Consider the following 26,204-nt stretch of genomic DNA (forward strand, 5'->3'; position numbering starts at 1 on the left):
TGATCGGAATCCTGTCATCATTAGAATGATATTCGCATAACCCCTAAAAATTCCTGCTATTCCCAAAGAAAGATTCAAAAAATTCAATTCTCTTCTTTATTATTCCATAAATAGATGGTCAGAGTCAATTCGGATCCGTTCCAGTTTTTTCGCGTGTCCTGTCGTTTTATCGAGAGTAATGACGACAGCATTGAGTTGGGCTGGATCTGGCGCTACTTCAAAGCGCTCGGGAAGCTGCGTCAAAAACTTGCGGATCACCGCTTCTCGCTCCATCCCCAAAATTCCATTGCTCGGTCCGCACATTCCTACATCACATAAAAATCCGGTTCCTTGCGGCAACACGCGCTCGTCGGCTGTCTGCACATGCGTATGCGTACCGACCACTGCGCTGACCCTCCCATCCAGATACCAGGCCATGGCTTGCTTTTCCGATGTCGCTTCCGCATGAAAATCGACGAAGATCAGCTTGGTCCGCTTGCGGGCTTGTTCAACCAGTTTGTCTGCCATTTGAAACGGACAGTCCAAAGGCGGCAAAAACGTGCGTCCTTGCAAATTAATAACGGCAAGCTCGCCTTCCGATTGCTTGACATATGTAATTCCGCTGCCTGGTGCACCCTGCGGAAAATTGGCTGGTCGGATCAAACGCGGCTCGCTGTCGATAAAGTCGTAGATGTCCCTTTGATCCCAAGCGTGGTTCCCCAGCGTAATCGCATGAACTCCACTATCGAAGAGCTCCTTGGTGATCTTCTCGGTAATGCCCCGTCCATGAGCAGAGTTTTCTCCATTAGCAACTATAAAAGTCGGTTGGTATTTTCGCTTTAGCATGGGAAGATAAGTCTTCACGATCTCTCTCCCCGGCGAACCCATGATGTCCCCAATAAATAACAACTTCATTCGTTCTCACCTCGTTGCTAGTATACACTACTTCTCCTGCGATTAGAAAATCGCACTGCGCCAAAAGAAAAAAATAAAGCGGCTTTTTGAGCCACTTTATTTTGCATACTCGACCGACCGCGTTTCACGGATCACTGTTACTTTGATGTGTCCCGGGTAGTCAAGTTCATTTTCAATTCGTTTGGTGATGTCGCGTGCGAGGCGCGTTGCTTCGGCATCGTCAATCTTGTCAGGCTGTACGATGACGCGAATTTCGCGGCCTGCCTGAATCGCATAAGATTTCTCCACGCCCTCGAACGACTCGGAGATTTCTTCGAGCTTTTCCAAGCGTCGAATGTATGTCTCCAGGGTCTCCCGGCGGGCACCCGGACGTGCAGCCGACAATGCATCTGCTGCTGCAACGAGCATGGCAATGACAGAAGTTGGTTCTGTATCCCCATGGTGGGATGCGATACTGTTTACCACCACGTGGTGCTCGTTGTACTTCTTCGCCAGCTCTACGCCGATTTCGACGTGAGAGCCTTCGACTTCATGGTCAATCGCTTTACCAATATCGTGGAGAAGACCAGCCCGTTTGGCCAGTTTGACATCTTCCTTCAACTCAGCAGCCATCAGGCCTGCGAGGTGAGCCACTTCCATCGAGTGCTTCAGTACGTTTTGACCATAGCTTGTGCGGTAGCGCAAACGTCCAAGGATCTTGATGAGATCAGGATGCAAGCCATGAACTCCAGTTTCAAAGGTCGCTTGTTCCCCGTATTCACGAATCCGTTCGTCCACTTCGCGACGAGCTTTTTCCACCATTTCTTCAATGCGGGCCGGGTGAATTCGTCCATCCGCGACCAGCTTGTCCAAAGCCGTCTTGGCAATTTCTCTGCGAATCGGATCAAATCCGGAAAGAATAACAGCTTCTGGCGTATCGTCAATGATCAGGTCAATTCCTGTCAAAGTTTCCAGCGCGCGGATATTTCTACCCTCGCGTCCAATGATCCGTCCCTTCATCTCATCGTTAGGCAGCGTAACAACAGATACCGTTGTCTCTGCTACGTGGTCCGCTGCACAACGCTGAATGGAGGTAGTGATGATTTCACGGGCGCGTTTGTCTGCCTCTTCTTTTGCTTGCGTCTCGATCTCTTTGATCATGACGGCCATCTCATGGCGAACGGTGTTTTCCACTTCGGTCAGGATAATGTTCTTCGCCTCATCCTGCGTCAGCCCGGAAATTCGCTCCAGCTCGGATACTTGATCTTTATATAATTGCTCTACCTTGCTTTGCAACTCCGCAATGGCACGGTCACGCTCGGACAATTCTTCTTCCTTGCGCTCCAGTTGTTCCATCTTGCGGTCCAACGCCTCTTCCTTCTGCAGGATGCGGCGTTCTTGACGCTGGATTTCATTGCGGCGTTCGCGCAATTCGTTTTCAGCTTCGGAACGAAGTTTAAACACCTCATCCTTGGCTTCCAGCACCTTTTCCTTTTTCACGGCTTCTGCATCCCGCTTCGCCTCTTCGACGATTTGACGGGCTGCTTCTTCAGCACTGCCGATCTTCGCTTCCGCAATCGACTTGCGGACGAAGTAGCCGACAGCCAAGCCGATCAGCAAGGTAAGTAGCGCAATGACTACGGTTATGGTTGTTGGTTCCATAGGCTCTTTCATTTCACCTCCTTATTGTAAGACATCTCCCCGCTTTCCAAGCATTCGTTTTTCATGGAGTGCCGCTTGTCGATTCCGCTCGGCTTCGAACATTCGACTAAAAAACAAGACCGATGTGACTCGGTCCGCTGAAGCCGCACAATCATTGCACGGGTTTTCAGTTGTTCCACAGGCAACGAGTGAGCAAATCAGCGTAAATGGTATGATACATCTAGTAAATACACACCTATTTTATTCTTTGTGAACAAGAATTGTCAAGAACATGCAAATGCAGTCACTCCGCATGATCCTTACGCTGACGGATTTCGCCTCTGATCTGCTGGACAATCGAATGAGAAAAGCCTTTGCGCACCAGCATGGACAGGAGCTTTCGCTCTTCGTCAGGATTCGGCTTTCCTGTCAGACGACGCAGCTTTTTTTCGACCAGCGCGCGCGCTGCCGTCAATTCGTCTTCTCTCGTGACTGCACTTACAGCCTCTTCGATGAACGTCTTTTCCACACCGCGCTGCTGCAATTCCATCCGAAGCATATACGAACTTCTCGGCTTGACGCGCAGCCGCTCGTCAACCCACTGGCGGGCAAACGCCTGATCGTCCAGGTAGCGCTGTTCCTTGCACCGTTGGCATACTTCTTCGGCAATCGGGGCTGAAAACCCCTTTTCAAGGAGGTAGGCTTGAAGCTGGCTGCTTGTACGCGGCCGAATCCCCAGATAACGCAGTGCAGCGAGATACGCCTTGTGCTTCTCCTCCGCGAGTACAATCTCGCGGAAAAACGCCTCGTCGACTTGCGTTCCTTTAAACAGATTGTATTTGACCAGAATATCCTCGTGCACGGAAAAGGCAAACGAATCATCGACATAGATATGATAGCGCTGCTTCTGTTTCTGATCCTGATGGACACCGGTAATGGTCCCGTTATTCATCCTTTTCCTCCCCTACTGATGTAAGCAAAACAGCCTGTCTTACCCCGACAGGCTGCTTGTTCCTCTATCATCATTAGTCAAGATCGAAAGTTGGTTCCTCATCCTGCTCTGGATCAATAACCGGCTCCGAGGCTGGAATCGAGTTGGGATTGAGGCTGTAGTACTCGCGCACTTTGGCTTCAATCTGGGATGCGATATGCGGGTTCTCTTTCAAGAAGATCTTGGAGTTCTCGCGGCCTTGCCCCAAGCGCTCTTCGTTAAACGAATACCAGGCGCCGCTCTTCTGCACCACATCAATCTCCGCACCGATATCGAGAATGCTTCCTTCCCGGGAGATCCCCTCGCCATACATGATGTCCACTTCCGCTACTTTAAACGGCGGAGCTACTTTATTTTTGACAACCTTGATTTTGGTCTTGCTACCCAGGATGTCGTTGCCCACCTTGATGGATTCCGCTTTCCGGACATCAAGACGAACACTGGCATAGAATTTCAGGGCGCGTCCGCCTGGTGTCGTCTCCGGATTACCGAACATGACGCCAACTTTTTCACGCAATTGGTTAATGAAGATGGCGATGGTTTTGGACTTGTTGATCGCACCGGAGAGCTTGCGCAACGCCTGCGACATCAAGCGAGCCTGCAGACCCACGTGGGAATCTCCCATTTCACCCTCGATCTCTGCTTTCGGTACCAAGGCAGCGACCGAGTCAACGACGATGATATCAACCGCACCGGAGCGCACCAGCGCTTCCGCGATCTCCAGCGCTTGTTCTCCTGTGTCAGGCTGGGAAAGCAGCAATTCGTCAATGTTTACTCCGAGTTTGGCCGCATAGACCGGATCCAAGGCGTGCTCGGCATCAATAAAGGCTGCTTGTCCGCCCTGTCTTTGCACTTCTGCAATCGCATGCAAGGCGACGGTAGTCTTACCGGAGGATTCCGGGCCGTATACTTCAACGATACGGCCGCGTGGGAAACCGCCCACGCCGAGAGCGATGTCTAGAGCAAGTGCCCCACTGGATACAGTAGATACCTGTACATTGGCTACTTCCCCGAGTTTCATAATGGAACCTTTTCCGAACTGCTTTTCTATCTGACGCAAGGCACTCTCCAAAGCTGCGCGACGATCTGACAAATGATACACACCCTTTCAACTTTTCGCTTCAATTGTTCTTGTCTTCATCATACATCGAGACAGAAGGGTTTGCCAAGTATTTTTTGCGAACAAATATTCGCATATAAAAACAACCATCCTCGCAATACGGTTCTTGGAGGATGGCTGTCTGCAAACAGGGGTTATTAGGAGCGTTTGGCTCCGCGCGGTTTAGCAGGCTCCAGATTAATGCGCTTGCCGTTGATCCGCGTCTGGCGCAGCGACTCGTAGACGAAGGCGGCGACATCCTCGGGAACCTCGACGAACGTAAAATTCTCGAAAATGTCAATTCGACCTACTGCTTTGCCAGGAATGCCGACGGATTCGGAAATCTCGCGCACGAGATCCTGCGGCTTCAGGTTGGCATTGCGGCCTACGTTCAGGAAGAAGCGAACCATGCCCTTGGCGGCACCAGTCTCCCCGAAATTGTACGCTTCCGGCTCTTTCGTCTCGCCTACTTCGCTATGGAAGGAGAGATGAAGCGCCGCTGCAGCGATTTTTTCCGCAGGGTACTGGTCCAAAAGGGAGTTGGTCACTTTTTGATACATCTCAGCGATCGCATCGCCTTCCAGCAGGCTGATCAACTGTTCGCGCAATTGCTCCTGCTTGCGTTCCGCCACTTCCTCAAGGGACGGCACGTTGCGGGACAGTACCTGCGCCTTGGTCTGCTTCTGGATGAACATCATCTGTCTGACTTCGCGAGGGGTTACCAGTGTCATGGCGATACCTTTGCGGCCAGCTCGTCCTGTACGTCCGATGCGGTGGACATAGCTCTCCGAGTCTTGCGGAATATCGTAGTTGATGACGTGGGAGACGTTGCCCACGTCGATGCCCCGGGCCGCCACGTCTGTCGCGATGAGGAATTCGATCGAGCTTTCACGGAAGGCATTCATTACTTTGTCGCGTTGAGCCTGCGACAGGTCTCCATGCAAGCCATCAGCCAGATAGCCACGGGATTGCAGCATCTCTGTCAGTTCATCTACACCGCGCTTGGTGCGGCAGAAGATAATCCCGAGCTCGACGTCTTCACTGTCGAGAATTCGGCACAAGCTCTCCAGCTTGTTGCGCTCGAATACTTTGTAATACACCTGTTCGATCAGGGGAGCCGTTACTTCTTCACGGCTGACAGCGATTGTCTCAGGCGATTTCATGTAGCGTGTAGCCAGCCGCTTGATCTCTGGCGGCATAGTTGCGGAGAAGAGCAGGGTTTGACGCTCCTCCGGCATGTGATTGATGATTGTCTCGATATCATCGACGAAGCCCATGTCAAGCATTTCATCCGCCTCATCCAGGATGAGTGTATGTACGCCTTCCAATTTCAACGTTTTGCGGCGAAGATGGTCGAGCACACGTCCAGGCGTACCGACTACGATCTGAACACCCTGGCGCAGGGCGCGGATTTGATGGCCAATCGATTGTCCGCCATAGATCGGCAATGTGCGCACTTTATTGTACTTCCCGATGCGCAAGAGTTCGCCCGCAACCTGAATCGCCAACTCACGAGTCGGTGTGAGGATGATCGCCTGCACACGGTTTGCCGGAGTGACTTTCTCCAAAAGCGGAATACCGAAGGCCGCTGTCTTCCCAGTACCCGTCTGGGCTTGACCGATCAGATCGCCGCCCTCCAGCACTTTTGGGATACAAGCCGCCTGGATTGGCGATGGTTCCTCGAAGCCCATGTCGTGAATGGCTTGAAGAATGGATTTATGTAAAGGAAAATCAGAAAACATCGTCATGAATACGTCACCTTTCTTTTTGCATTTGCAGCGCATAGAACAGCGCATATTTTGCGGCACGCTTTACAATGGCATGTCTTTTTCCAGCCAGCCGCAGCTCCTTCACCACTGTAGGCAGCCCTTCAGCCGCAATCCCGATATAGACCAATCCGACCGGTTTGCCTTCTGACGGATCGGGGCCGGCAACTCCGGTTACCGACAGGCCGTAAGTAGTACCAAACTTCTCTCTTACATTTTCCGCCAAAATCAGCGCTGTCTTCTCACTGACAGCACCATCTGTCTGCAGTACTTCTTCTGGTACATCCAAAAAGCGATGTTTCACCTCGTTGGTGTAGCAGACGATACCACCATTGTACACGGCAGAACTGCCGGGCACCATGGTGATCAACGAGGCCAGCGAACCACCCGTGCAGCTTTCGGCGCAAGCGACAGTCTCTTGCCTGCGCTTCAATTCCTCCACCCATACCTCGTGAAGGGATGATTCTCCGGTCGCATAGATATATTGCCCCAATCTGCCGCGTATCTCCTGCTCTACTGGCAAAATCAGCTCTTCTGCCTCGTCGACTGTCGCAGCCCGAGCAGTAATTCGCAGTGTCACTTCAAACTCTTTGGCATAAGGTGCGATCGTCGGGTTTTCCTGTTTCTCGATCAGATCGATGAGCTGGGCTTCAAGCGCGGATTCCCCGATTCCGTAAAAACGCAGCACACGCGAATGAAACACCTGCTTGTCAGGCAGCAGTTGGGTCAGGTACGGCATCACATACCTCTCCACCATTGGGTACAGCTCGCTGGGCGGACCTGGCAACAGTACATACGTGCTGCCAGCGTGAGAAATTCCCATACCAGGAGCCATTCCAAAATCATTCGCAAACACATGGCTGCCCTCGATAACCAGTGCCTGCTTCCGGTTGTTTTCCGTCATTACCATGTTGCGCTGTGTAAAAAAGGCTTCGATGTTTGCCATCGCAGGCTGATTCGTTTCCAGGCCCACACCGATGTGAGTGGCGACTGTTTCCTTTGTCAGGTCGTCCTGAGTCGGACCAAGGCCGCCTGTAAAGATAATCAGGTCGGATCGGCTGGCCGCTTGCCGGATCGTCTGAAGCAATCGCTCCGTGTTATCCCCTACAACCGTATGAAAATAAACCCCGATGCCGATTTCCGCCAGCTTTTGAGAAAGGTACTGTGCATTTGTATTGGCAATTTGCCCTAGCAAGAGTTCAGTTCCAACCGCAATGATCTCTGCTCTCATGTCCCTCATCCATTCTCTTTATGAGTAGAAATGCATCTAAAAAGACAGTCTACCACCGACGCTCTTCCGCGAAAAGCCTCTCATTGAAAAAAGAGACCAATACTCGCATTACGAGTATTGGATCACGTTGCGATTCTTCGCAAAGTAGTCGTACCCGGAGTACAGGGTGATAATGACCATGGCCCAAATGGCGACCTGGTCAAACGGAATGCCAAAAAACGCAAAAGGAAAGTTGCGAATCATCACGACCGTTACCGCGACGATTTGCACCCACGTCTTTAGCTTGCCCAAGGCGCTGGCAGCAATCACCTTTCCATCGGCAGCCGCAATCAGCCGCAGACCCGTCACGGCAAACTCCCGGCTGATGATGATGATTGCAATCCACGCTTCCATCCTTTGCATTTCCACGAGGGAAATCAATGCCGCCGAAATGAGCAGCTTATCTGCCAGCGGGTCCAAAAACTTCCCCAGGTTCGTTACCATTTTGTTCTTTCGGGCGATATATCCGTCAAGTCCGTCTGTACTGGCCGCCAAGATGAACACCAAAGCCGCAATCAGCTCATTATACGTCATCGTCAGGCTACCGATGGTAAAAGTACCGATGTTGTAACGCACCAGCAGAAAAAACATTACTACCGGAACAAGAAAGATCCTGAAGAGGGTGATGCGGTTGGCGAGATTCACCTATACTACCTCCCCGGCCAAATCATATTCATAGGAGTGCGTGATCTTCACCTTGACCATAGAGCCAAGTTCGCCTTTGAAACCAGAGACAAATACCTCTCCGTCGATTTCTGGAGCATCGTATTGGGCACGGCCCACATAAATATCATTGCGTCCCTCGTACCGTTCGATCAGAACATCCAGAACCTGACCGACGAAACGGCCGTTTCGTTCGCTTGCAATCTCCCGCTGAATTTCCATCAGGATGTTCGCACGCTTTTCCTTGAGCTCCTCATCCACATGATCGGGGAGTCGGGAAGCTGGAGTGTCATCCTCATTGGAGTACGTGAAAACACCCAATCGATCAAACCGAATATCCTTGACAAATTGGCACAAGCGCTCAAAGTCCTCATCTGTCTCTCCAGGGAAACCGACAATCAAGGATGTACGCAGCGCCACGTCAGGCACTTGCGCCCGAATTCTTGCCACCAACTCGCGAATATCCGTCTGGCGTCCCGGACGGCGCATTCTCTTGAGGATGTGGTCCTCCGAGTGCTGCAGCGGCATATCCACGTATTTGCACACCTTCGGATTGCTGGCAAATTCCGCAATCAGCTCATCCGTGAAAAATCCCGGATACGCGTAATGGAGTCGAATCCACTCGATCCCCTCGACTTCCGCCAGGCGGTGCAGCAACTCCGGCAGCATGTGTTTGCCGTCGTAAATGTCCGTTCCGTAATTTGTCGAATCCTGCGCAATCAGGCTGATCTCGACGATTCCCTGCTCAGCCAAGTGACGCGCCTCTTCCAGGATGGATTCGATCGAGCGGCTGCGGAATCCTCCGCGCATCAACGGAATGCTGCAAAATGTACAAGCGTTGTCGCAGCCTTCCGCAATCTTGATATAAGCGGAATACGTTCCCTCTTTTACCTTGCGCTTCACGACATCTTCATACGTGAAAATCGGATTGCCTACGTAAATGGGCTGCTTTCCTTCCAAGGACTCTTCGATGATCCCCGTGATGGACATAAAATCACCTGTTCCGACAATGCCATCCACCTCAGGAATCTCGCTTAGGATATCCTCTTTGTAGCGTTGGGTGAGACAGCCTGCCACCACAAGTGATTTTAGCTTTCCAGCTTCTTTCAATTCCGCCATGTCGAGAATCTTGTTGACCGACTCTTCCTTGGCTGCATCGATGAAGCCACAGGTATTGACGATGACTACGGTCGCCTCATCGGGATTATCGACCAGTTCATAGCCTTTCTCATCTATCAGATGGGCCATCATATCCGAATCGACGAGATTCTTCTCACAGCCCAATGTTACAATTGCCACTTTTTCTCGCGACCCTAGCTTTTCTCCCATTTGTTTTCCTCCAATTGGTCATACCAGCCCTTAAATTGCACCTACTCAGTATAATATAAGCTCAAAGGAAGTGTCAAAAAGGACAAAAGCCAAGAAAGGCAAGCATGTGCTTGCCTATTGTGCAGCCGCCTCTTTCACTGCAATGACAATGTCCGACGGCATCGATTTCATTTGGGATGTATCCACAGCTACTCCATTTACTGTCAATTCTACCTTCATTGGTTTACCAAGGCGCACATAAGCACTTTTGCCCAGTTCAATCGTCTTTTCTTCCCCGGTCTTCAATTCACCGGAAGCTGCATATTTCTTTCCTTTCGCTTCTGACACACCGTACCAGCTTCTGTCATCCGTCACTTTCAGTTTCACGGAAATTTTGTCACCGCCCTGCAACGCATAGTTGTACAGGGAGCCTTGCTGTGATTCGAAGGTTACCTGAACGGTCGGAGTTTCCACGGCAGGAGGTGTCTCGGTTGCAGGATCAGGGGTTGGCGTATTGGCAGGGGGGGTAGGCATATGAGCGATTGGGGAATTCCCTCCTTGCCCCGGCGGATAGAATTCCGCTCCCGGATTCACTTTTTCACCGGGGATGGGCAAGCTTACTCCACCTTCGTTGTTGACGAGTGCGTAATACGAAACGCCAAAGATTAATGCCACAAACAAAACCAAGAGCGTCTTGGTAATCCATCGGCTTGCCTGCATCGGGTTGCTCGCGGTAGCTACCCGGCGTCTGCGCAAACGCTCCACCTGTTCAGTCGGTGGCTGCGCTGGCAAATCCGATTGGAAATGCTCCATAAGATGATTCGCGTCAAGTCCAACTGCTTCAGCATAGCTTTTAATAAAAGCGCGCGCGTAAAAGTGACCAGGAAGTACGTGAAAGTGGCCTCTCTCGATCGCTTCCAAGTAGCGCTTTTGTATCTTGGTGATTCGCTGGATATCGTCGAGTGATATTCCTTTTTCCTCGCGGGCCCTTTGAAGTACTTGACCTAGCTCAGACACAGCTTACCCTCCTTAATTCATGTCAAAATGTTCGAAGCCGCGATTGTTGATCAATTCGTATGTAATCTCCTCATCCGGATGATGACGCAACTCAATGATGTAATGAAAATCAGACATTTCGTACTCTGACTCTCTTGCGAAAATATCCGGATGCTCAATAATCTTCGCGGCAGGGAAATTCATGATCTCTCGCAACAAAGAATAGTGTTTTTCTGTCGAACGAAGGGTGGAAACAATCCCATCTATTAAATATACATGATCAGTGGACATCTCATCAATGGCGAGTGAGCTTCTTACGGTTTGACGCAAAAGTGTAGAGGAAATAAACGTCCAGCGCTTGTTTGCTGAAACACTGGCTGCAATCATGGATTCCGTTTTTCCGACACGAGGCATGCCGCGGATCCCAATTAATTGATGCCCTTCCTTTTTCAGGATCTCGGACATGAAATCAACCAGAAGCCCCAGTTCCTCGCGCACAAAACGAAATGTTTTCTTGTCCTCACTGTCTCTTTCTATATATCGGCCATGACGAACCGCCAACCGATCCAGCATGGTCGGAGGTCGAAGCCTTGTTATGGTTATGTTGTCCATTTTCTGTACAACATTGCGCAATACCTCAATTTTTTCGTCATCATCCGTCAACAAGAGCATTCCGCGGCGCATGGTGTCCACACCGTTAATTGTCACAATATTAATATTCAGCATCCCTAAAATAGAAGCTACGTCCCCCAACAAACCAGGACGGTTTCGCGAGATCTCGTATTCCATGTACCACTCTTTTTTTGCTTCCATACCTTATCCTCTCCGACACCAAAATTGCCTTCATATGTTAGTATAACATTTTCCAAACATTCGACAATCGCGAAAAGAAAAATCCCCAAAAGTCGGGGATTTTATCGTCAGTTGCCACGGTTGATGTTTTCAGGGTTTTGAACCAGCTTGACCATCAAAGAAGCAAGTGCTTGCTGCTGCTCCTTGTCTCCTGCGTCCCAGAGCTGTTTCAACAGGCGCTCTTGATCGTTCTTCGGATCTACTTGTTCAGCCAGGTAGCCGCCGATTTGGTACGCCACGTTCTGCAGGGTTTCACTTTCCATGCCCGCTTGCTTCGCCTGCTCTACTCGATCGCCGAGAAACTCTTTCCAGTCACGAAAATTTTCCAGAATCGACATGTGGACATTCCCTCCCTTTGTATGTTGTGGGCACGCAAACCCACACAAAGGTAGAATTCCTTTTTTGTGGACGAACTATTCATTGGCTTGGGGCAAGCACTCAGGTATACCATCCGCCGTTGGGACTGATAATCTGACCGGTTACATAGCTGGCTTCTCTCGAGAGAAGAAAGCGCACGACGGAAGCAACCTCTTCCGGTTGGCCGAGGCGATTCGCCGGAATCTCCTCCGCGATTGCTTCGACCTCATCGGGGGAAAAGCGTTCCATCATGCCTCCCTGTATGGCGCCTGGAGCGACGGCATTGACCGTAATCCCATTCGGAGCCATTTCCTTCGCCAGTGCTTTCGTGAAGGTGTTGAGCGCTCCCTTTGTCAGGGAATACAGCACTTCACAGGATCCTCCCGTGAGGCCCCAAACCGAGGTGATATTCACGATCCGTCCGTATCGTTCGCGAAGCATCGCCGGCAAGGCAAGCTGTGTCACGAGGAAGCTGGAACGGACATTGAGCGCCATCATCTCATCGAACTGGGGAATGGTGACATCCGTAAACAGTCCGACATGATCGGCAGAAGCATTGTTGACAATCAGCAAAGGAGGCACCTGCATCTGCTGGAACATGTGCGAAATCTGCTCCGGGTAGCGCAAATCAGCTTGCAAGGATACGGCGGGCACACCGAGTTCCTGGCAGCGTCGCAAAAGCGGAATGATTTTTTCCCCGGATCGATTGTAATGCAGGTACAAGGGAACGCCAACCCGGGCCAGCGCTTCGCCAATAGCCAGCCCGATCGTTCCTGACGCCCCTGTAACCAATGCCCAAGGACTCTGTGGATTCATGAATTTTCCCTACTCCTGCTGCGCGGCGGAACGAACAATGGAGACAGCCATTTGATCGAGCTGAAAATGCTCCCTCATGCGTTTTTCCACGTCTTCTCTTGTAATGGATTCCAATACGGGTACAACGGAAAAAAGATCATTTCCGTTAAACTTGAATTGGGTGAACTGATTGGCGATGAATTCTACGGAATTGAGACCACGCATAAAGTTGCCGATCTTTTTGCGCTTCGCCCGCTCGAAATCATCCTGATCGATCCCTTTTTGCTTCCATTCTTCGATGATCGTTTTAATGGTCTCAACCAATTGATCCGGATCGGGCGTATCCCCGCCAAAAATCGAGTAGGCATAATCCTGTTCGCAGCTATAGTCGAAGTCAAAGTTCTCGGTGATCAACCCGCTGTCATACAGCTTCTCATACGCAGATGAGCTGCTGCCAAAGACGATGTCCAACAGCAATTTGGTCGTCAAATCGCGCTTGAGCAACGCTTCTGCGGTCAGGCCGTTTTCTTTTTCCTTGATCCCGATCATGCACTTGGGCAGTCCAACCGCCAGATTTGCCTCCACGCGATGTTGGGCTGGTGCAGGCGGTTCTTCGGGAAAAATCCGCGTGATCTGCGGTGCAGGCGGGAAATCCTTCCCTCCCTGATTCTTTTGGATCAGCTTCATCACTGCTTCGGGATCAAAAGAGCCGACCACCAGCAAAAGCATGTTGGCGGGATGATAAAACGTCTCATAGCATTGGTATAAATATTCCTTGGTGATGTGCGAAATCGTCTCGATTGTTCCGGCGATCTCGATATTGATCGGGTATTTCTGGTACATGGCCTTCAGCAGGTTCATATACACTTTCCAGTCAGGATTGTCGTCATACATCGTGATTTCCTGACCAATGATCCCTTTTTCCTTCTCCACACTGGCATCTGTAAAATACGGCTCTTGCACGTAGTCGAGCAGCAAATTCAGGTTTTGATCCAGCTTATCCGTGCAGGAAAAAAGGTACGCCGTGCGGTTAAAGCTCGTAAATGCATTGCAGGAAGCGCCGTTTTTGCTGAATTCGTGCATGACGTCGCGATCTTTTTTCTCAAACATCTTGTGCTCCAGGAAATGAGCGATCCCGTCGGGTACATTGATTTCTTCCCCGCTCCTGGTGCGAAAATGACTGTCGATCGAGCCATAGCGAGTTGTGAAGACAGCATATGTTTTGCTAAATCCCTGCTTGGGGACGAGGAACACTTTCAGACCATTCGCCAAGGTTTCATGGTAGACGGTTTCTTTTACTTGCTCAAAAACGGTTGTTTGCACCTTACGCCTCCCCTTTCTTATCGCGTAAAAGGTAGATCATATCTATTTGTACTTTATCGGCTACTCGCTTGATCTCATCGATTGTCACGGTTTCAAACGCTTGCAGCAGCTCATTCAGCGGGCGCTGGCGTCCACTCACGACGCCGTTGTAGGTATATTCGATCATCATCCGGGCACTGTCCAACAGCTCGCGGAACTGGTTGGTCAATGTCGCGCGCGTCTGGCTGAGTTCTTCTTCGGTGATTTTTCCTTGCCGCATCAAATCCATCTGCGCCTTGATAATCTCTACTGCCTGGTCGTATTTTTTCGCTTCGATTCCGGACATGATCATCATGATGCCTTTGTGGCTCTCCAGCCGGGAGACGGCATAGTACGCAAGGCTTGCTTTCTCCCGCACGTTAACGAACAGCTTGGAGTGGGGAAAGCCGCCAAGAATGCCGTTGTACACCAAAAGGGCCGGATAGTCATCATCCTTGTAGGCTATGTTGGTTCGGCAGCCAATGTTCAGCTTGGCCTGACTCACATCCAGCCGGTCTACGACGGTGCGCTCCTGCTCGACGTTCTTGACCGGGCTTGTAGCCTTCAGCTCCTTGACAGCGTTGCGCTGCAGCGGAATATGCGTCTCGATTGCCTTTTTTACCTGCTGTTCATCTACATCGCCTACTACAAAAAGATTGATCGGATTGCTGGTTGTGATCTCCTGAAAATGACGATACAAATCTTCCCCTGTAATTCCGGGCAAATCCTCAGCTCTTCCCTGAACGAGCAAAGCGAACGGCTCATCCTTGCACATCTCTTCCGTCACTCGCTGGTTGGCGTACTTCATCTTGTCGTCGATCAGACTCTCGATGCGCTTGCGCAGGGTTTCCTTTTCTTGCGTTACATACTTGGGCAAGAATGCTCCGTTTTCCACGCACGGCCTAGTCAGCATGTCACCGACGAACTGAATCGCTTCCTCCAATAACGTAGAAGCTTGAGCCAAGTATTTTTCATTGGGCACTTCCATGTAGATTTGCAGGATCTGACGTTCTCCTTTTTTCGTAACATCTACATCGAATATGGCTCCATACAGGAAGTCCAGGTATTCCCGCAGGCGTTTGGTCTCCTTGAACCGGGCAGTAGCTCTTTTCATCACCATAGCCAACAGTGCGGTTTTGGTCACGGTTTCTACTGACAATTCCTGCTCAATCATGGTTACGATCGTCGTTGTCTTGAATTTTTCGGTTTGTAAAATATGTACGTTCATCCCATTGATGTGGGAGCTTGTAAATGCGATCTCGTGTACTTGGGTCCCCATACATGATTCTCCCTTCTGCGTCAGATCACTCCCCTCTATTGTAACCAATTGACAGGCAGCCGAGTAACCAAAACTTGTATGAAAATGTAAAAGAGGAGCAGATTCGCTCCTCTCCGGCTTTAAAAATCTGTATAATCCCACTCGCGCACTTCATCAGGAAGCATTTTCTCCTCAACAAAACGGCCGCAATCAGATTCCAGACAAAGCATTCCGTCCAAATGATCATCGTGAAAAGGGAGACCGTGATTTCCGCCACAATAAGGACATGTCCACATGAAGAGCCCTCCTTTCTTTCGTAAAAGAACATGCTCTTCTTAGTTTGTCCCATTTTTATGAAAGGACGTTGACTTTATGCCGTTCCCAGAAACGAAGATACGGGTAAGGATCGATCGCCTCGTTGTTCCGGGCAAGATAGAGCCCAAAATGCAGATGAGGAGAAAACACGCCTGTCGTCCCCGGTTGGCCATAGCCAGTCGCCCCGACGAAACCGATCAATTGCCCGGCTTTGACATGACTTCCCTCTTTCAACCCCGGAGCATATGCGTGAAGATGGGCGTAATACATCTTGTACGCCCCGCCTGCATCTGTAATGTTGATGCGCCAGCCGCCATATGTATTCCATCCAATCCGGTTAATCGTGCCGGAGGATACCGCATAGACGGGAGTTCCACTCGGTGCCATGATGTCGATTCCTTCGTGAGAGCGTACGCTTCCATTGCCGCTTTCCGTCCACTCCCGGTCAGAGCCAAAGCTTCTGACGAAAGGGGTATAGATGCTTTGCGCAGCAAAGGGAAAAACGAAATGGTCCCGCAGCAATTTCTGATCTCCTAAGAAGCCCGTTGGGTTAAACTCTGCTTTTTGGGCCTGATCGGTGAGGTAGAGAATTTGTCCTGCCAGCAATTCATCGGAGTACAAATGATTGTTTTTCTTTACCGTTTCCATGCTGACCTGATAGCGCTTGGCAATCTGATAGAGGCTGTCTCCTGCCTGGACCACGTAAGGGTTTGCGGCTTGTTGAACACGGTCCGCTCGAGTAGCTTTGGCTTTTGTTGTCCAAATCACCGCGATACGTGAATCGTCATCCCATTTTACATCATAACCCAGTGCTTCACTTACGAAGCGAACCGGGATTAGGGTCCTTCGGTTCACGATGGTAGCAGGAACATCCAGCCAGACTTGTTTTCCGTTTACATAAGCGGAAGACCGATCGATCGGGACAACGATTTTTTTATGCTCATTGCTGATTTCGACTTGGCGTTTTTGCGCGTCATAACCAACCTTGGCCCCTGTTTTTTCCGCAATGGCCCGAACCGGAACCAGCATGCGGCCATTTTTTTGCAAAGGCTGTACATCTGTCTCCATTCCAATACCGTCGATGATCAGCGAAATCTCCGGTCCTGGCTTCTCCCTTGCATCCGCGCTCTGCACCCAAAGACCGGCAAGCAAGACGAAAACGCCTAGAATTCCCGACCATAGACGGATGCTGTCTGTATGTATACAGCGATTCATCTAATCCCTCCCTGTGCAATGTATTAGAAGCCATTATCACACAGGGATGGAGCCGGGTTCTAGGCGTAAAAAATGTTAACTAGCGGGATCCTGTCTCGTACGGTTTGCCAAGTGCCGCAGGAGCGCTGGAGCGTCCTACGAAACCTGCCATAACGAGGATCGTCAAGACGTAAGGAAGCATGAAGATAAATTCGGTCGGTACGTATTGGGTCAATCCGTACACCTGCACCAGCGCTTTGATGGCTTGTGCGATCCCGAAGAATAGTGCGGCTCCCATAGCACCGGCAGGGTGCCACTTCCCGAATATCAGGGCGGCGAGAGCGATAAAGCCTTGCCCGGATATCGTGTTGTGGGAAAAGTTGCTTGTCGTGGTCAAGGTGATGGTCGCACCACCCATCGCTGCCAGAGCACCACTGATCATAACTGCGATATAACGCATTCTCTTGACGTTAATTCCGACGGTGTCCGCTGCACGCGGATGCTCCCCTACCGCGCGCAGGCGGAGTCCAAAGGAGGTCTTGAACAGCAGGAACCATGTCAGGAACACGATGATAAAGGCGAGAAAGCTGGTAGGATACGCCTCGAATAGAGCATGCCCGAGGTAAGGAATCTCGGCTAAGCCCGGTATTTCCCATTTATCGAATACCTCAGTAAGTGTCGTTGTTTGACCGGCGCCGTTGTAAATGATTTTGGTCAAATAGACAGCTAATCCTGCAGCCAGAAAGTTAAGTGCCACACCGCTAACCACTTGGTCGGCCTTGAATGTAATGGATGCCACGGCATGAGGCAATGCAAAAATAGCACCGGCTATCGCTGCTGCGATAAATCCGATCCAAGGCGCAATAGAGCCGGAATCCTGTATGACGTTGGTGATAACGGCACCGGTGAATGCACCGATAATCATCATTCCCTCGAGCGCGATGTTGACTACACCAGACCGCTCCGAGTAAAGTCCTCCCAATGCCGCAAAAATCAAGGCAGTGGAAAACACGATGGTATCATGAACGAGGTTACTGGCGACGGTTGCCCAATCCATCAGTTTCCACCCTCCTTCTTCTTCAAAATAGGCTTCACAAAAACTTTCACGATTCCATGTGCGGCCACGAAGAAGATGACGGACGCGATGACGACACGAATTAATTCGACGGGCACTCCAGCCGTAAATTTGATGCCCGCTGCGCCAAAGCTGAGGATTCCAAACAGGATCGCTCCCAGGATAACCCCGATAGGCGTATTGCCACCGATCAGGGCGACCGCAATACCATCAAATCCGTATCCCGGCTGTGCAGTAAGAATCGCCTGGTAATGGAAAACGCCTAGAATCTCCGCAGCCCCGCCAATCCCCGCAAACAAACCGCTAATGAACATGGCCTTGATCACATTGCGATTGACGTTCATGCCTGCGTATTCGGAAGCATGCGGGTTCAGGCCAACCGCACGCAATTCGTATCCGGTTCTCGTTTTCCACATAATAACATAAAAGAAAATGGCGGCCAGAACGGCAATTAACGTGCCCCAATGTAAGCGGGCGTTGTCAAACATCTGTGATAACCAGGTGATCGTGATGATCGCAGAATCATGGACCATCTCAGAGCGTTGCTGCCCTTTTGGGACGAAGAAGGAATTCATGACCCAGTTGGCGAGATAAAGCGCAATCCAGTTCATCATGATGCTTGTAATGACTTCGTTAACACCGCGTTTTGCCTTCAAGTAGCCTGCGACGGAACCCCATAGCCCCCCTGCAATCGCACCTGCCAGGATCGCGAGTGGCGCATGGATGATGGCCGGAAGCTCAAAAGCGACTCCGACTGTTGTCGCAGCTACCATTCCTACGATAAATTGTCCTTCCGCTCCGATATTGAAAAGACCCGTGCGAAATGCGAATGCGACAGCGAGACCCGTAAAAATCAAGGGCGTAATTTGACGGATGGTTTCCCCGAAATTGTAGGCGCTGCCAAATACTTTCTCAACCAGCGCGGTATAGGCCAGAATCGGGTTAAATCCACCCGCAAGCATCGCTATCGCGCCAACCAGCAGACCCAGGATAATGGCAATGACCGGGACGAGGAACGATTCCTTCGTAAAAATGGCTATAGCTTTATTCATCGGTTCCTCCTCCTTGCTTGCGATTTCCGCCAGACATCATCAAGCCCAGCTCTTGCTCTGTGGTCGACTTCGCATCGACGATCCCTACGATCTTTCCTTCGTAAATCACGGCGATTCGGTCGGAGACATTGATAATCTCGTCCAGCTCCAGGGAAAGCATCAATACCGCTTTACCTTTGTCCCGCTGATCGACAAGTCTGCGATGAATGAACTCAATCGCGCCGACATCCAAGCCGCGCGTCGGCTGAGCCGCAATCAAAAGATCCGGATTTTTATCCACTTCGCGGGCGATGATCGCTTTTTGCTGATTTCCCCCGGACAAGGCCCGTGCCGGTGTGTGGATGCTCGGTGTACGCACATCGAATTCCTCGATCAGTTTCGCTGCATGCTTGTCAATGGCTGCATAGTCGAGGAAGCCGTTCTTGTTGAACGTGGGATGAAAATACGTCTCCAACACCATATTCTCACTCATGGTGAAATCAAGAACCAACCCGCGCTTGTGGCGATCCTCCGGAATGTGTGACAAGCCTGATTCGGAGATGTCACGCGGCGTATGGTTGGTGATATCTTTGCCGTTCAGAAGAACGCGGCCCGAATCAGCTTTGCGCAATCCCGTCAAGACCTCGATCAGCTCACTCTGCCCGTTGCCATCCACCCCGGCGATCCCCAGAATCTCTCCGGAACGAACTTCGAAGCTGATGCCGTTTAAAGCATTTACTCCGCGATTTCCGCGAGTGACGACGTTCTCCACTTGCAGGATCGGGCCTTTTGGCTGTGCTTCCTGCTTGTCCACGCTGAAGTTTACTTCCCGTCCGACCATTTTGGCTGCCAAATCATCTGGATTGGTGTCTTTCACCTTGAGGGAATCGATGACCTTGCCTCGGCGGATGATGGTCACTGAATCGCACACTGCCATGATTTCCTTCAGCTTGTGCGTGATCAGGATGATCGTTTTGCCTTCCTTGACGAGGCTCTGCATGATTTCAATCAGTTCATTGATTTCCTGCGGTGTCAAAACAGCAGTAGGCTCATCAAAAATGAGAATGTCAGCACCGCGGTACAAGGTTTTCAAAATCTCAACCCGCTGCTGCATACCTACGGAAATCTGTTCGATTTTCGCATTTGGGTCCACTTTCAAGCCATATTGATTGGAAAGTTCCTCCACAGCCTTTACAGCCTTCTTAATATCTATCTGTAACCCGCTTTTCGGTTCATTTCCTAACACAATATTTTCTGTCACAGTAAATGTTTCAACCAACATGAAATGCTGATGCACCATGCCAATCCCCAGCTCGTTCGCAACGTTGGGACTGGTAATCTTAACCGGCTTCTCGTTAATGAGGATTTCGCCTTCCTCCGGTTGATAAAGACCAAATAGAACGTTCATCAGTGTAGATTTACCTGCGCCGTTTTCACCAAGCAGCGCATGTATTTCCCCTTTTTTCACGGAAAAAGAAATGTTGTCGTTGGCAACAATTCCGGGGAAACGCTTCGTAATTCCTCTCATTTCAACAACAGTTTTTACCGATTCCAACCACGTTCACCCCGTTTTTATGGGTCTAGTAGGTAAAGAACAAGGCCAGTTGCTCGAACCAGCCTTGCTCGCTTACAGCCTTGTCATCATTACTCAGCAGGGACTTTGATTTCACCTTTAACGATTTTTTCCTTGTACTCGTCAACCAGCTTCAGTACGTCTTCTGGGACGTTTTTGCTGGATGTGTCAGCCAAGCCTACACCGTCTTCAGCCAAGCCCAGCCATACGATTTTGCCGCCTTCGAACTTGCCGTCGATCACGTCTTTGGAAACGCGGTGTACCGCTTCGTCTACGCGTTTTACCATGGAAGTCAATGTGATGTCGTCGCCAAATGTCAGGGATTGGTCTTTGTCAACACCGATTACCCAAACGTCTTCACCTTTGGATTTGCGGTTTTTCCCTTCGTTGAACACGCCGTCGCCAGTACCGCCAGCTGCGTGGAAGATGATGTCTGCGCCTTGACCGTAGATTTGGGAAGCAGCAGATTTTCCTTCGTCTGGCTTGTCGAAGAAGCCTGTGTAGATTTTGATGACTTCTACGCTTGGATCAGCAGCTTTTACACCTGCTTCAAAGCCAAGCTCAAAGCGTTTGATAACTGGGATTTCAACACCGCCGACAAAACCGACTTTTTTCGTTTTGCTCATTTTCGCAGCTACTACCCCAGCCAGGAAGGAACCTTCATGTTCTTTGAACAGAACGGATTCCACGTTTGGAGCGTCAACCTCAGCATCGATGATTGCCAGTTTCGAATTTGGATTTTCATCCGCTACTTTTTTCAGGTGGTCACCCATCAAGAAACCAATACCCCAAGTCAGATCCCAACCGTCTTTTACAAACTGGGTCAGGTTCGGAACATAGTCCGCATCACTGGTGGATTGCAGGAAGTTCACATTGCCTTCTGGCAGATTCAAATCTGTGCGAAGTTTTTGCAGTCCTTCCCAAGCGCTTTGGTTGAAGGAGTTGTCGTTTACGCCGCCAACGTCCGTAACCATACCGACTCTAGCCGCTGCTGCCGGTGCTGCTCCTTCTGTGCCACCTGCATTGCCTGTTTGTCCTTGAGGTGCTTCTGTTTTACTGCCGCAACCAGCCAGTACGAGCGAGAGGCTGAGAGTTGCAACAGAGAGGACGGAAAGAACCTTTTTCATTCGAGATTACCCCCTGTTATTGATATAAATGAAATTGTCTACATCCGTCTGCGAACGACGTGGAAGTGAATCTTGTCAGCCCGAAAGTAGTTGTGGGAATACAAGATCGGTCGCTCATTCTCATCATAGTGGATCTGCTCGAGCAGCAACAAAGGAGTCGATCGATCACAGTGCAGCAGGTTGGAAACCTTTTCATTGTAGCCCATCGGTTTGATCTCGGCGACTGCATACGTGATCCTGATCCCTGTAGTACTCTCCAACCATGTAAAGATGGATTCTCCCCCTGCGGAATAGCCTTCGGGTGCCAGGTGCGCGGGAATTCGGTCGATACAATAAACCACGGGCAAGCCATCCGCGGTGCGAATACGCTCGATCATCAATACGCCTTCGCCCGGCTTCATGGATAGTCTTTTCCGCTCCTCTTCCGCAGACTCCTCAAAAGAAGTCTTCAGGATCATCGTCCCCGCCGTGTATCCTTGACGCTCAATGGCGTCTGTCACACTAAAGAGTTCCCCAATTCCTCCAGAAAAAACAGGTTTGGAGTTAATAAAGGTTCCTACCCCGTGACGGCGAATGACGATTTTCTCTTCTTCCAGAAGGCGGAGTGCCTCGCGAAGCGTCGCCCTGCTTACGCCCAACTGTTTTGACAGTTCAGCCTCTGAAGGAAGGCGCTCACCAGGCCGCAGTTTCCCAGACTCGATATCGCTCTTGATTTTATCCATCACCAAGAGAAACAAAGATCGAGAATTCCCTTTTATGCTCATTGTCATTCACTCCTGCTGTCCACTAGCCATTCCAACAGGTAAGACGTCAGACCTCTATTTCCTGAAAGACGGCATAACAACAATTTCCTTTAATCTCGTAAGAATTTTAACCTAGGGGCGAACATCATGCAAGCCATATTTTCGTGAACAACATTGCTGTTATCGAAAACATGGCCTGCTTTTGTGATTTTCCGTATTTGTATTTCTTGGGTAAAATTGGTTATGAGATATGGCTTTCTATGGAAGGGCGTGGAAGGCGAACCTCCCGGGGCTTGCTCCCTTCGTAGGGACCTACTACCCCATTTGCTTCCATCATGTCAATCAGTCTTGCTGCCCGGGTGTAGCCAACCCGCAATCTGCGCTGCAACAGCGATGCGGAAGCCGTCTGCGCCTCGAGGACAATCTGTACAGCCTGGTCGTACAACTCATCATCCGCGACTGGCTGCTGATCCTCCTGGACATCGCCCGGAATCATATCTTCATTGTATTTGGCTTCCTGCTGGTTTTTGACAAAGTTGACGACTTCTTCGACTTCTTTGTCAGAAACAAAGGCTCCTTGTACCCGAATCGGTTTGGAGGCGCCCATCGGCAAAGAGAGCATGTCGCCCCTTCCCAGCAGCTTTTCCGCCCCACCCATGTCCAGAATCGTCCGCGAATCAGCCATCGAGGACACGCCAAAAGCGATACGGGAAGGGATGTTTGCCTTGATTACCCCCGTGATCACGTCGACGGATGGACGCTGGGTAGCAATGATCAGATGAATACCCGATGCACGGGCCATTTGAGCCAGACGACAGATGGCATCCTCTACCTCTCCTGGCGCCACCATCATCAGGTCAGCCAGCTCGTCCACGATCACCACGATATAAGGGAGCGGGGACTCGGGCGTATGCGCATTGTACATTTCGATATTGCGGCAGCCGGATTTGGCGAACAGATTGTATCTGCGCTCCATTTCGGCGACTACTTTTTTCAGGGCGACAGACGCGCGTTTCGGGTCTGTAACCACCGGGGCAAGCAGATGGGGAATGCCGTTGTAGACATTCAGCTCCACCATTTTCGGGTCTACCATCATCAGCTTGACCTCATCCGGCTTTGCCTTGAAAAGAATACTCATGATCAGGCCATTAATGCAGACGGATTTTCCGCTGCCGGTAGCACCTGCGACGAGCAAGTGGGGCATTTTGGTCAGGTCGGCCACGATCGGCTCTCCTGAAATATCCCGGCCCAGCGCTACTGTCAGCTTTCCAGGCGCGTCCTGGTATTGGGGGGATTCCAGTACCTCCCGCAGCGATACAACCGCTACCTCGGAATTGGGAACCTCGATGCCTATTGCCGATTTCCCCGGAATCGGCGCTTCAATACGGATGTCCTTGGCTGCCAGCGCCAAAGCCAAATCGTCGGTCAGACTGACGATTCTGCTCACTTTTACACCTGTGGCAGGCTGGACCTCATAACGCGTGACTGCGGGACCGCGGTGCACCTCTGATACGGTGGCATTCACTCCGAAGCTTTTCAACGTTTGCACGAGTTTGGCAGCATTGGAGGTATGGTCGACATCTTTGGCTGAACCAGTCGGACGCGGTCTTGACAGCATATGTAAACCGGGCAATTCATACGGTATTGTGTTGGCAGATGCCGCGTCATGCTCCAGCGTCCCGAATATTTCTTCGTCGCCTTCCAGCGTAAACGTAATTTCCTGTTCCGTATTGGAGACAGCTTTGCTGCTCTGAGGCGGCGCTGTTGTCCGCTCATCTGTTGCTTGCAATTTGTCCGTAAAATCGTGGATGACCGGCTTGATCGGTGTATCAGTGTGAGGCTCGGCACCCAGTGGAGTGGAATGTTCCCGGGCACTAGCCAGCTCGGATGAGCCATCAGGCGGCAGAGTTTGCTCCGCTTGCTTTTCGGCCATTTGCTCTTGCTTGGCCGCCTTTGCCTCTTGCTTTCTCTTCTCGTTCTCCTCCTGCATTAAATGGACGGACTCCTTGACAGTATCCTTGGCTTTGCCGTACATTCGGGCTGCCTTGTCACGCAAGAACATCAGAATGTCCACGTAGGAGAGATTGAACAACAGCATGAGGCCGACCAGGAAGAGAAACACGATGATGATTCCTGTTCCAATCGTCCCAACCAGTCCATTGCTGATCGCAAACACGATCGCTCCGAGCATCCCGCCGCCAACTCCTGTGGTCGATACCCGTTGGCTATGATCCAGCCAGAGCCTGTCCCAGGTGACTCGCAGGATGCTCTGGTCCGCAAATTTGCCGTCAGCCGTGATCTGCTTGTAGAGAATCAAATGATCCCATGTAAAGACCGCAAGCGCGATGAAGAGTATACCCAGGACCCGGAAGTTCAACTGCGGCTTCTGGCGGGTAAACATCATGTAGAGCGCCATTCCGATCAAAAAGACAGGAATCGTAAAATCCCAGGAGCCCGCGAAAAAGCGGAAGAGAAACGCCAGGACGTTTTTTCCCAAAAAGCCGCTTTCCAGAAGTCCTATGAGTGACAACACGATGATGACGAGTCCCAGCAGCTCTATTTTGACAACCGAGGCCAATGCCGCACTTGATTGTTTTTTTCCTCTTTTACTCACTGGCATGCCTCCTTTTTGTTTTCTTCAAAATATTGCTTGAGATTGTAAAAAGGCAGCCGGCTGCTGTTCGGCTGCTGTTCGCACATCATCAGTATAACACAGGAAATTCATAGAAATACAGGACTTCTTAGGAGAAACCGTTCGGATGAAAAGCAATCGTCTGGCCGGGAGCGCATCGGGGATTGAGATAGTCCTGCGGCAGCGGACTGATCATCCGGACGATCTTTCCTTCAAAGGGGCCAGTCGGTTCCACCAGCATGGTCATGTGGCCGATCGTAACTTCCTTCAGTTCTTGCTTTTCCACCTGATCCATGTTGGCGAAGACCGTCTCCATCGGTACGACCGAATGCAAAATCATTGCAACACCTTCTCTTCGGTGCGATTCTTTTCGATCAGCTCATTTAATTTTTTCAAGGCCTTGCCGAGTCCCCCGACTTCATCGATCAGACCGTACTTCACGGCATCAGCGCCGATCACATTGGTTCCGATATCGCGTGTCAATTCTCCCGTACGAAGCATCAGGTCACGGAATTGCTGCTCGCTGATTTTGGAGTGGCGTGCGATGAAGCTGACGACGCGCTCCTGCATCTTGTCCAGGTATTCAAAAGTTTGCGGAACGCTGATGACCAACCCCGTCAGACGAATCGGGTGAATCGTCATGGTAGCCGTTTCGGCAATGAAGGCGTAATCTCCTGCTACTGCGATCGGTACGCCGATGCTATGTCCGCCACCCAGCACCAAAGTGACCACCGGTTTGGAAAGCGAAGCGACCATTTCCGCGATCGCGAGTCCCGCTTCCACGTCTCCGCCAACAGTATTCAGGATGACCAGCACGCCTTCAATCTTGCTGTTCTGTTCGGCTGCGACCAATTGCGGGATCAGATGCTCGTACTTGGTCGTCTTGTTTTGCGGCGGCAGTTGGATATGCCCCTCTACCTGCCCAATAATGCTCATGCAGTAGATGTTGCTCTCCAGCTGAGGGACATTGGTCTGCCCCAGTTGTGTAATGGAATCAAGCAATTTTTTCTTGGAATCGTCCGGAGCATTCGGCGCAGCCGCAGGTTCCCCAGGCGGCACCTCTCCAGGCTCCTGTTCCTCCCTCGAAGCCGAAGCTCGCAGGTTGGCATTAACATTTGCGTTGCTTGCAAAAGGTGGCCGATTCAAATAATCGGTGAGTCCGCGATTTGACATAATCATCCTCCCTCACTTTCCTCGTTAGTATGGATAGGCAAAGGGAAAAAGATGCACAGATGGCAGGTAACCTGCCTGCGGATTTGCCCAAACAAAAACAAGCAAGAGCATCCTTTTGGAACAAGGATCTC

Annotated in this window: 24 protein-coding genes; all 24 read right to left on the reverse strand. The window is 50.8% G+C overall.

Going from position 1 to position 26,204, the window contains the following annotated elements:
* Positions 1–99 precede the first annotated feature (99 nt).
* Positions 100–894, reverse strand: a complete 795-nt coding sequence (locus EDM58_RS15355) for a TIGR00282 family metallophosphoesterase (RefSeq protein ID WP_122914118.1) — start codon at positions 892–894, stop codon at positions 100–102.
* Positions 895–990: 96 nt separating this feature from the next.
* Positions 991–2,535, reverse strand: coding sequence for a ribonuclease Y (gene rny, locus EDM58_RS15360; protein ID WP_122914214.1), 1,545 nt, complete (start codon positions 2,533–2,535; stop codon positions 991–993).
* A 283-nt stretch (positions 2,536–2,818) separates the two neighbouring features.
* Positions 2,819–3,466 (reverse strand): RecX family transcriptional regulator, encoded by a 648-nt coding sequence (locus EDM58_RS15365; protein ID WP_122914119.1) that lies wholly within the window; start codon positions 3,464–3,466, stop codon positions 2,819–2,821.
* A 73-nt stretch (positions 3,467–3,539) separates the two neighbouring features.
* On the reverse strand, positions 3,540–4,598 hold the full coding sequence (gene recA, locus EDM58_RS15370; protein WP_122914120.1) for a recombinase RecA: 1,059 nt from the start codon (positions 4,596–4,598) through the stop codon (positions 3,540–3,542).
* A gap of 164 nt (positions 4,599–4,762) precedes the next feature.
* Entirely contained in the window at positions 4,763–6,352 is a 1,590-nt protein-coding gene (locus tag EDM58_RS15375) for a DEAD/DEAH box helicase (RefSeq protein WP_122914121.1), read from the reverse strand.
* A 7-nt stretch (positions 6,353–6,359) separates the two neighbouring features.
* Positions 6,360–7,601 carry a competence/damage-inducible protein A gene (locus EDM58_RS15380; protein WP_122914122.1) on the reverse strand — a complete coding sequence of 414 codons (1,242 nt, stop codon included), beginning with the start codon at positions 7,599–7,601 and terminating at the stop codon, positions 6,360–6,362.
* Between the two features lie 108 nt (positions 7,602–7,709).
* Positions 7,710–8,285 carry a CDP-diacylglycerol--glycerol-3-phosphate 3-phosphatidyltransferase gene (gene pgsA, locus EDM58_RS15385; protein WP_122914123.1) on the reverse strand — a complete coding sequence of 192 codons (576 nt, stop codon included), beginning with the start codon at positions 8,283–8,285 and terminating at the stop codon, positions 7,710–7,712.
* The gene (gene rimO / locus EDM58_RS15390; protein WP_122914124.1) at positions 8,286–9,632 is read right to left on the reverse strand and encodes a 30S ribosomal protein S12 methylthiotransferase RimO; all 1,347 of its coding nucleotides are present in this window, start codon (positions 9,630–9,632) and stop codon (positions 8,286–8,288) included.
* A gap of 114 nt (positions 9,633–9,746) precedes the next feature.
* On the reverse strand, positions 9,747–10,628 hold the full coding sequence (locus EDM58_RS15395) for a helix-turn-helix domain-containing protein (RefSeq protein ID WP_122914125.1): 882 nt from the start codon (positions 10,626–10,628) through the stop codon (positions 9,747–9,749).
* 12 nt (positions 10,629–10,640) lie between these two features.
* Positions 10,641–11,420, reverse strand: a complete 780-nt coding sequence (locus EDM58_RS15400; RefSeq protein WP_023557080.1) for a YmfK family protein — start codon at positions 11,418–11,420, stop codon at positions 10,641–10,643.
* Positions 11,421–11,527: 107 nt separating this feature from the next.
* Entirely contained in the window at positions 11,528–11,797 is a 270-nt protein-coding gene (locus EDM58_RS15405) for a DUF3243 domain-containing protein (protein WP_122914126.1), read from the reverse strand.
* 100 nt (positions 11,798–11,897) lie between these two features.
* A complete protein-coding gene (gene ymfI / locus EDM58_RS15410; protein WP_122914127.1) occupies positions 11,898–12,632 on the reverse strand; it encodes an elongation factor P 5-aminopentanone reductase in 735 nt (244 codons plus the stop codon).
* Between the two features lie 9 nt (positions 12,633–12,641).
* The gene (gene yfmH / locus EDM58_RS15415) at positions 12,642–13,934 is read right to left on the reverse strand and encodes an EF-P 5-aminopentanol modification-associated protein YfmH (protein WP_122914128.1); all 1,293 of its coding nucleotides are present in this window, start codon (positions 13,932–13,934) and stop codon (positions 12,642–12,644) included.
* 1 nt (position 13,935) lies between these two features.
* The gene (gene yfmF, locus EDM58_RS15420; RefSeq protein WP_122914129.1) at positions 13,936–15,231 is read right to left on the reverse strand and encodes an EF-P 5-aminopentanol modification-associated protein YfmF; all 1,296 of its coding nucleotides are present in this window, start codon (positions 15,229–15,231) and stop codon (positions 13,936–13,938) included.
* A gap of 119 nt (positions 15,232–15,350) precedes the next feature.
* A complete protein-coding gene (locus EDM58_RS25760; protein WP_023557085.1) occupies positions 15,351–15,506 on the reverse strand; it encodes a hypothetical protein in 156 nt (51 codons plus the stop codon).
* Between the two features lie 55 nt (positions 15,507–15,561).
* Entirely contained in the window at positions 15,562–16,740 is a 1,179-nt protein-coding gene (locus EDM58_RS15425; protein WP_122914130.1) for a stalk domain-containing protein, read from the reverse strand.
* A 79-nt stretch (positions 16,741–16,819) separates the two neighbouring features.
* Entirely contained in the window at positions 16,820–17,776 is a 957-nt protein-coding gene (locus EDM58_RS15430) for an ABC transporter permease (protein ID WP_122914131.1), read from the reverse strand.
* Positions 17,776–18,846: an ABC transporter permease gene (locus EDM58_RS15435; RefSeq protein WP_122914132.1), complete on the reverse strand. Its 1,071-nt coding sequence runs from the start codon at positions 18,844–18,846 to the stop codon at positions 17,776–17,778. The genes EDM58_RS15430 and EDM58_RS15435 overlap by 1 nt, the downstream gene beginning before the upstream one ends.
* A complete protein-coding gene (locus tag EDM58_RS15440; RefSeq protein ID WP_183187531.1) occupies positions 18,839–20,353 on the reverse strand; it encodes an ABC transporter ATP-binding protein in 1,515 nt (504 codons plus the stop codon). Before EDM58_RS15440 ends, EDM58_RS15435 begins: the two co-directional genes overlap by 8 nt.
* A gap of 116 nt (positions 20,354–20,469) precedes the next feature.
* On the reverse strand, positions 20,470–21,525 hold the full coding sequence (locus EDM58_RS15445; protein WP_122914134.1) for a BMP family lipoprotein: 1,056 nt from the start codon (positions 21,523–21,525) through the stop codon (positions 20,470–20,472).
* A 38-nt stretch (positions 21,526–21,563) separates the two neighbouring features.
* Positions 21,564–22,289 (reverse strand): GntR family transcriptional regulator, encoded by a 726-nt coding sequence (locus EDM58_RS15450; protein ID WP_122914135.1) that lies wholly within the window; start codon positions 22,287–22,289, stop codon positions 21,564–21,566.
* Between the two features lie 220 nt (positions 22,290–22,509).
* Entirely contained in the window at positions 22,510–24,888 is a 2,379-nt protein-coding gene (locus EDM58_RS15455) for an FtsK/SpoIIIE family DNA translocase (protein ID WP_122914136.1), read from the reverse strand.
* A gap of 121 nt (positions 24,889–25,009) precedes the next feature.
* Positions 25,010–25,240: a YlzJ-like family protein gene (locus EDM58_RS15460; protein WP_122914137.1), complete on the reverse strand. Its 231-nt coding sequence runs from the start codon at positions 25,238–25,240 to the stop codon at positions 25,010–25,012.
* Positions 25,237–26,073 (reverse strand): ClpP family protease, encoded by an 837-nt coding sequence (locus tag EDM58_RS15465; protein WP_122914138.1) that lies wholly within the window; start codon positions 26,071–26,073, stop codon positions 25,237–25,239. Before EDM58_RS15465 ends, EDM58_RS15460 begins: the two co-directional genes overlap by 4 nt.
* Positions 26,074–26,204: the final 131 nt, after the last annotated feature.

Source organism: Brevibacillus panacihumi (assembly GCF_003710985.1).
Lineage (GTDB): Bacteria > Bacillota > Bacilli > Brevibacillales > Brevibacillaceae > Brevibacillus > Brevibacillus panacihumi.

Excerpts from the sequence above, each read along its gene's own strand:
- EDM58_RS15355 (WP_122914118.1), bottom strand. The coding sequence starts at position 894 with ATGAAGTTGTTATTTATTGGGGACATCATGGGTTCGCCGGGGAGAGAG.
- rny (WP_122914214.1), bottom strand. The coding sequence starts at position 2,535 with ATGGAACCAACAACCATAACCGTAGTCATTGCGCTACTTACCTTGCTG.
- EDM58_RS15365 (WP_122914119.1), bottom strand. The coding sequence starts at position 3,466 with ATGAATAACGGGACCATTACCGGTGTCCATCAGGATCAGAAACAGAAG.
- EDM58_RS15375 (WP_122914121.1), bottom strand. The coding sequence starts at position 6,352 with ATGACGATGTTTTCTGATTTTCCTTTACATAAATCCATTCTTCAAGCC.
- EDM58_RS15380 (WP_122914122.1), bottom strand. The coding sequence starts at position 7,601 with ATGAGAGCAGAGATCATTGCGGTTGGAACTGAACTCTTGCTAGGGCAA.
- rimO (WP_122914124.1), bottom strand. The coding sequence starts at position 9,632 with ATGGGAGAAAAGCTAGGGTCGCGAGAAAAAGTGGCAATTGTAACATTG.
- EDM58_RS15400 (WP_023557080.1), bottom strand. The coding sequence starts at position 11,420 with ATGGAAGCAAAAAAAGAGTGGTACATGGAATACGAGATCTCGCGAAAC.
- EDM58_RS15405 (WP_122914126.1), bottom strand. The coding sequence starts at position 11,797 with ATGTCGATTCTGGAAAATTTTCGTGACTGGAAAGAGTTTCTCGGCGAT.
- ymfI (WP_122914127.1), bottom strand. The coding sequence starts at position 12,632 with ATGAATCCACAGAGTCCTTGGGCATTGGTTACAGGGGCGTCAGGAACG.
- yfmF (WP_122914129.1), bottom strand. The coding sequence starts at position 15,231 with ATGGGGACCCAAGTACACGAGATCGCATTTACAAGCTCCCACATCAAT.
- EDM58_RS25760 (WP_023557085.1), bottom strand. The coding sequence starts at position 15,506 with ATGTGGACATGTCCTTATTGTGGCGGAAATCACGGTCTCCCTTTTCAC.
- EDM58_RS15425 (WP_122914130.1), bottom strand. The coding sequence starts at position 16,740 with ATGAATCGCTGTATACATACAGACAGCATCCGTCTATGGTCGGGAATT.
- EDM58_RS15430 (WP_122914131.1), bottom strand. The coding sequence starts at position 17,776 with ATGGATTGGGCAACCGTCGCCAGTAACCTCGTTCATGATACCATCGTG.
- EDM58_RS15435 (WP_122914132.1), bottom strand. The coding sequence starts at position 18,846 with ATGAATAAAGCTATAGCCATTTTTACGAAGGAATCGTTCCTCGTCCCG.
- EDM58_RS15440 (WP_183187531.1), bottom strand. The coding sequence starts at position 20,353 with ATGAGAGGAATTACGAAGCGTTTCCCCGGAATTGTTGCCAACGACAAC.
- EDM58_RS15445 (WP_122914134.1), bottom strand. The coding sequence starts at position 21,525 with ATGAAAAAGGTTCTTTCCGTCCTCTCTGTTGCAACTCTCAGCCTCTCG.
- EDM58_RS15450 (WP_122914135.1), bottom strand. The coding sequence starts at position 22,289 with ATGAGCATAAAAGGGAATTCTCGATCTTTGTTTCTCTTGGTGATGGAT.
- EDM58_RS15455 (WP_122914136.1), bottom strand. The coding sequence starts at position 24,888 with ATGCCAGTGAGTAAAAGAGGAAAAAAACAATCAAGTGCGGCATTGGCC.
- EDM58_RS15460 (WP_122914137.1), bottom strand. The coding sequence starts at position 25,240 with ATGATTTTGCATTCGGTCGTACCGATGGAGACGGTCTTCGCCAACATG.
- EDM58_RS15465 (WP_122914138.1), bottom strand. The coding sequence starts at position 26,073 with ATGTCAAATCGCGGACTCACCGATTATTTGAATCGGCCACCTTTTGCA.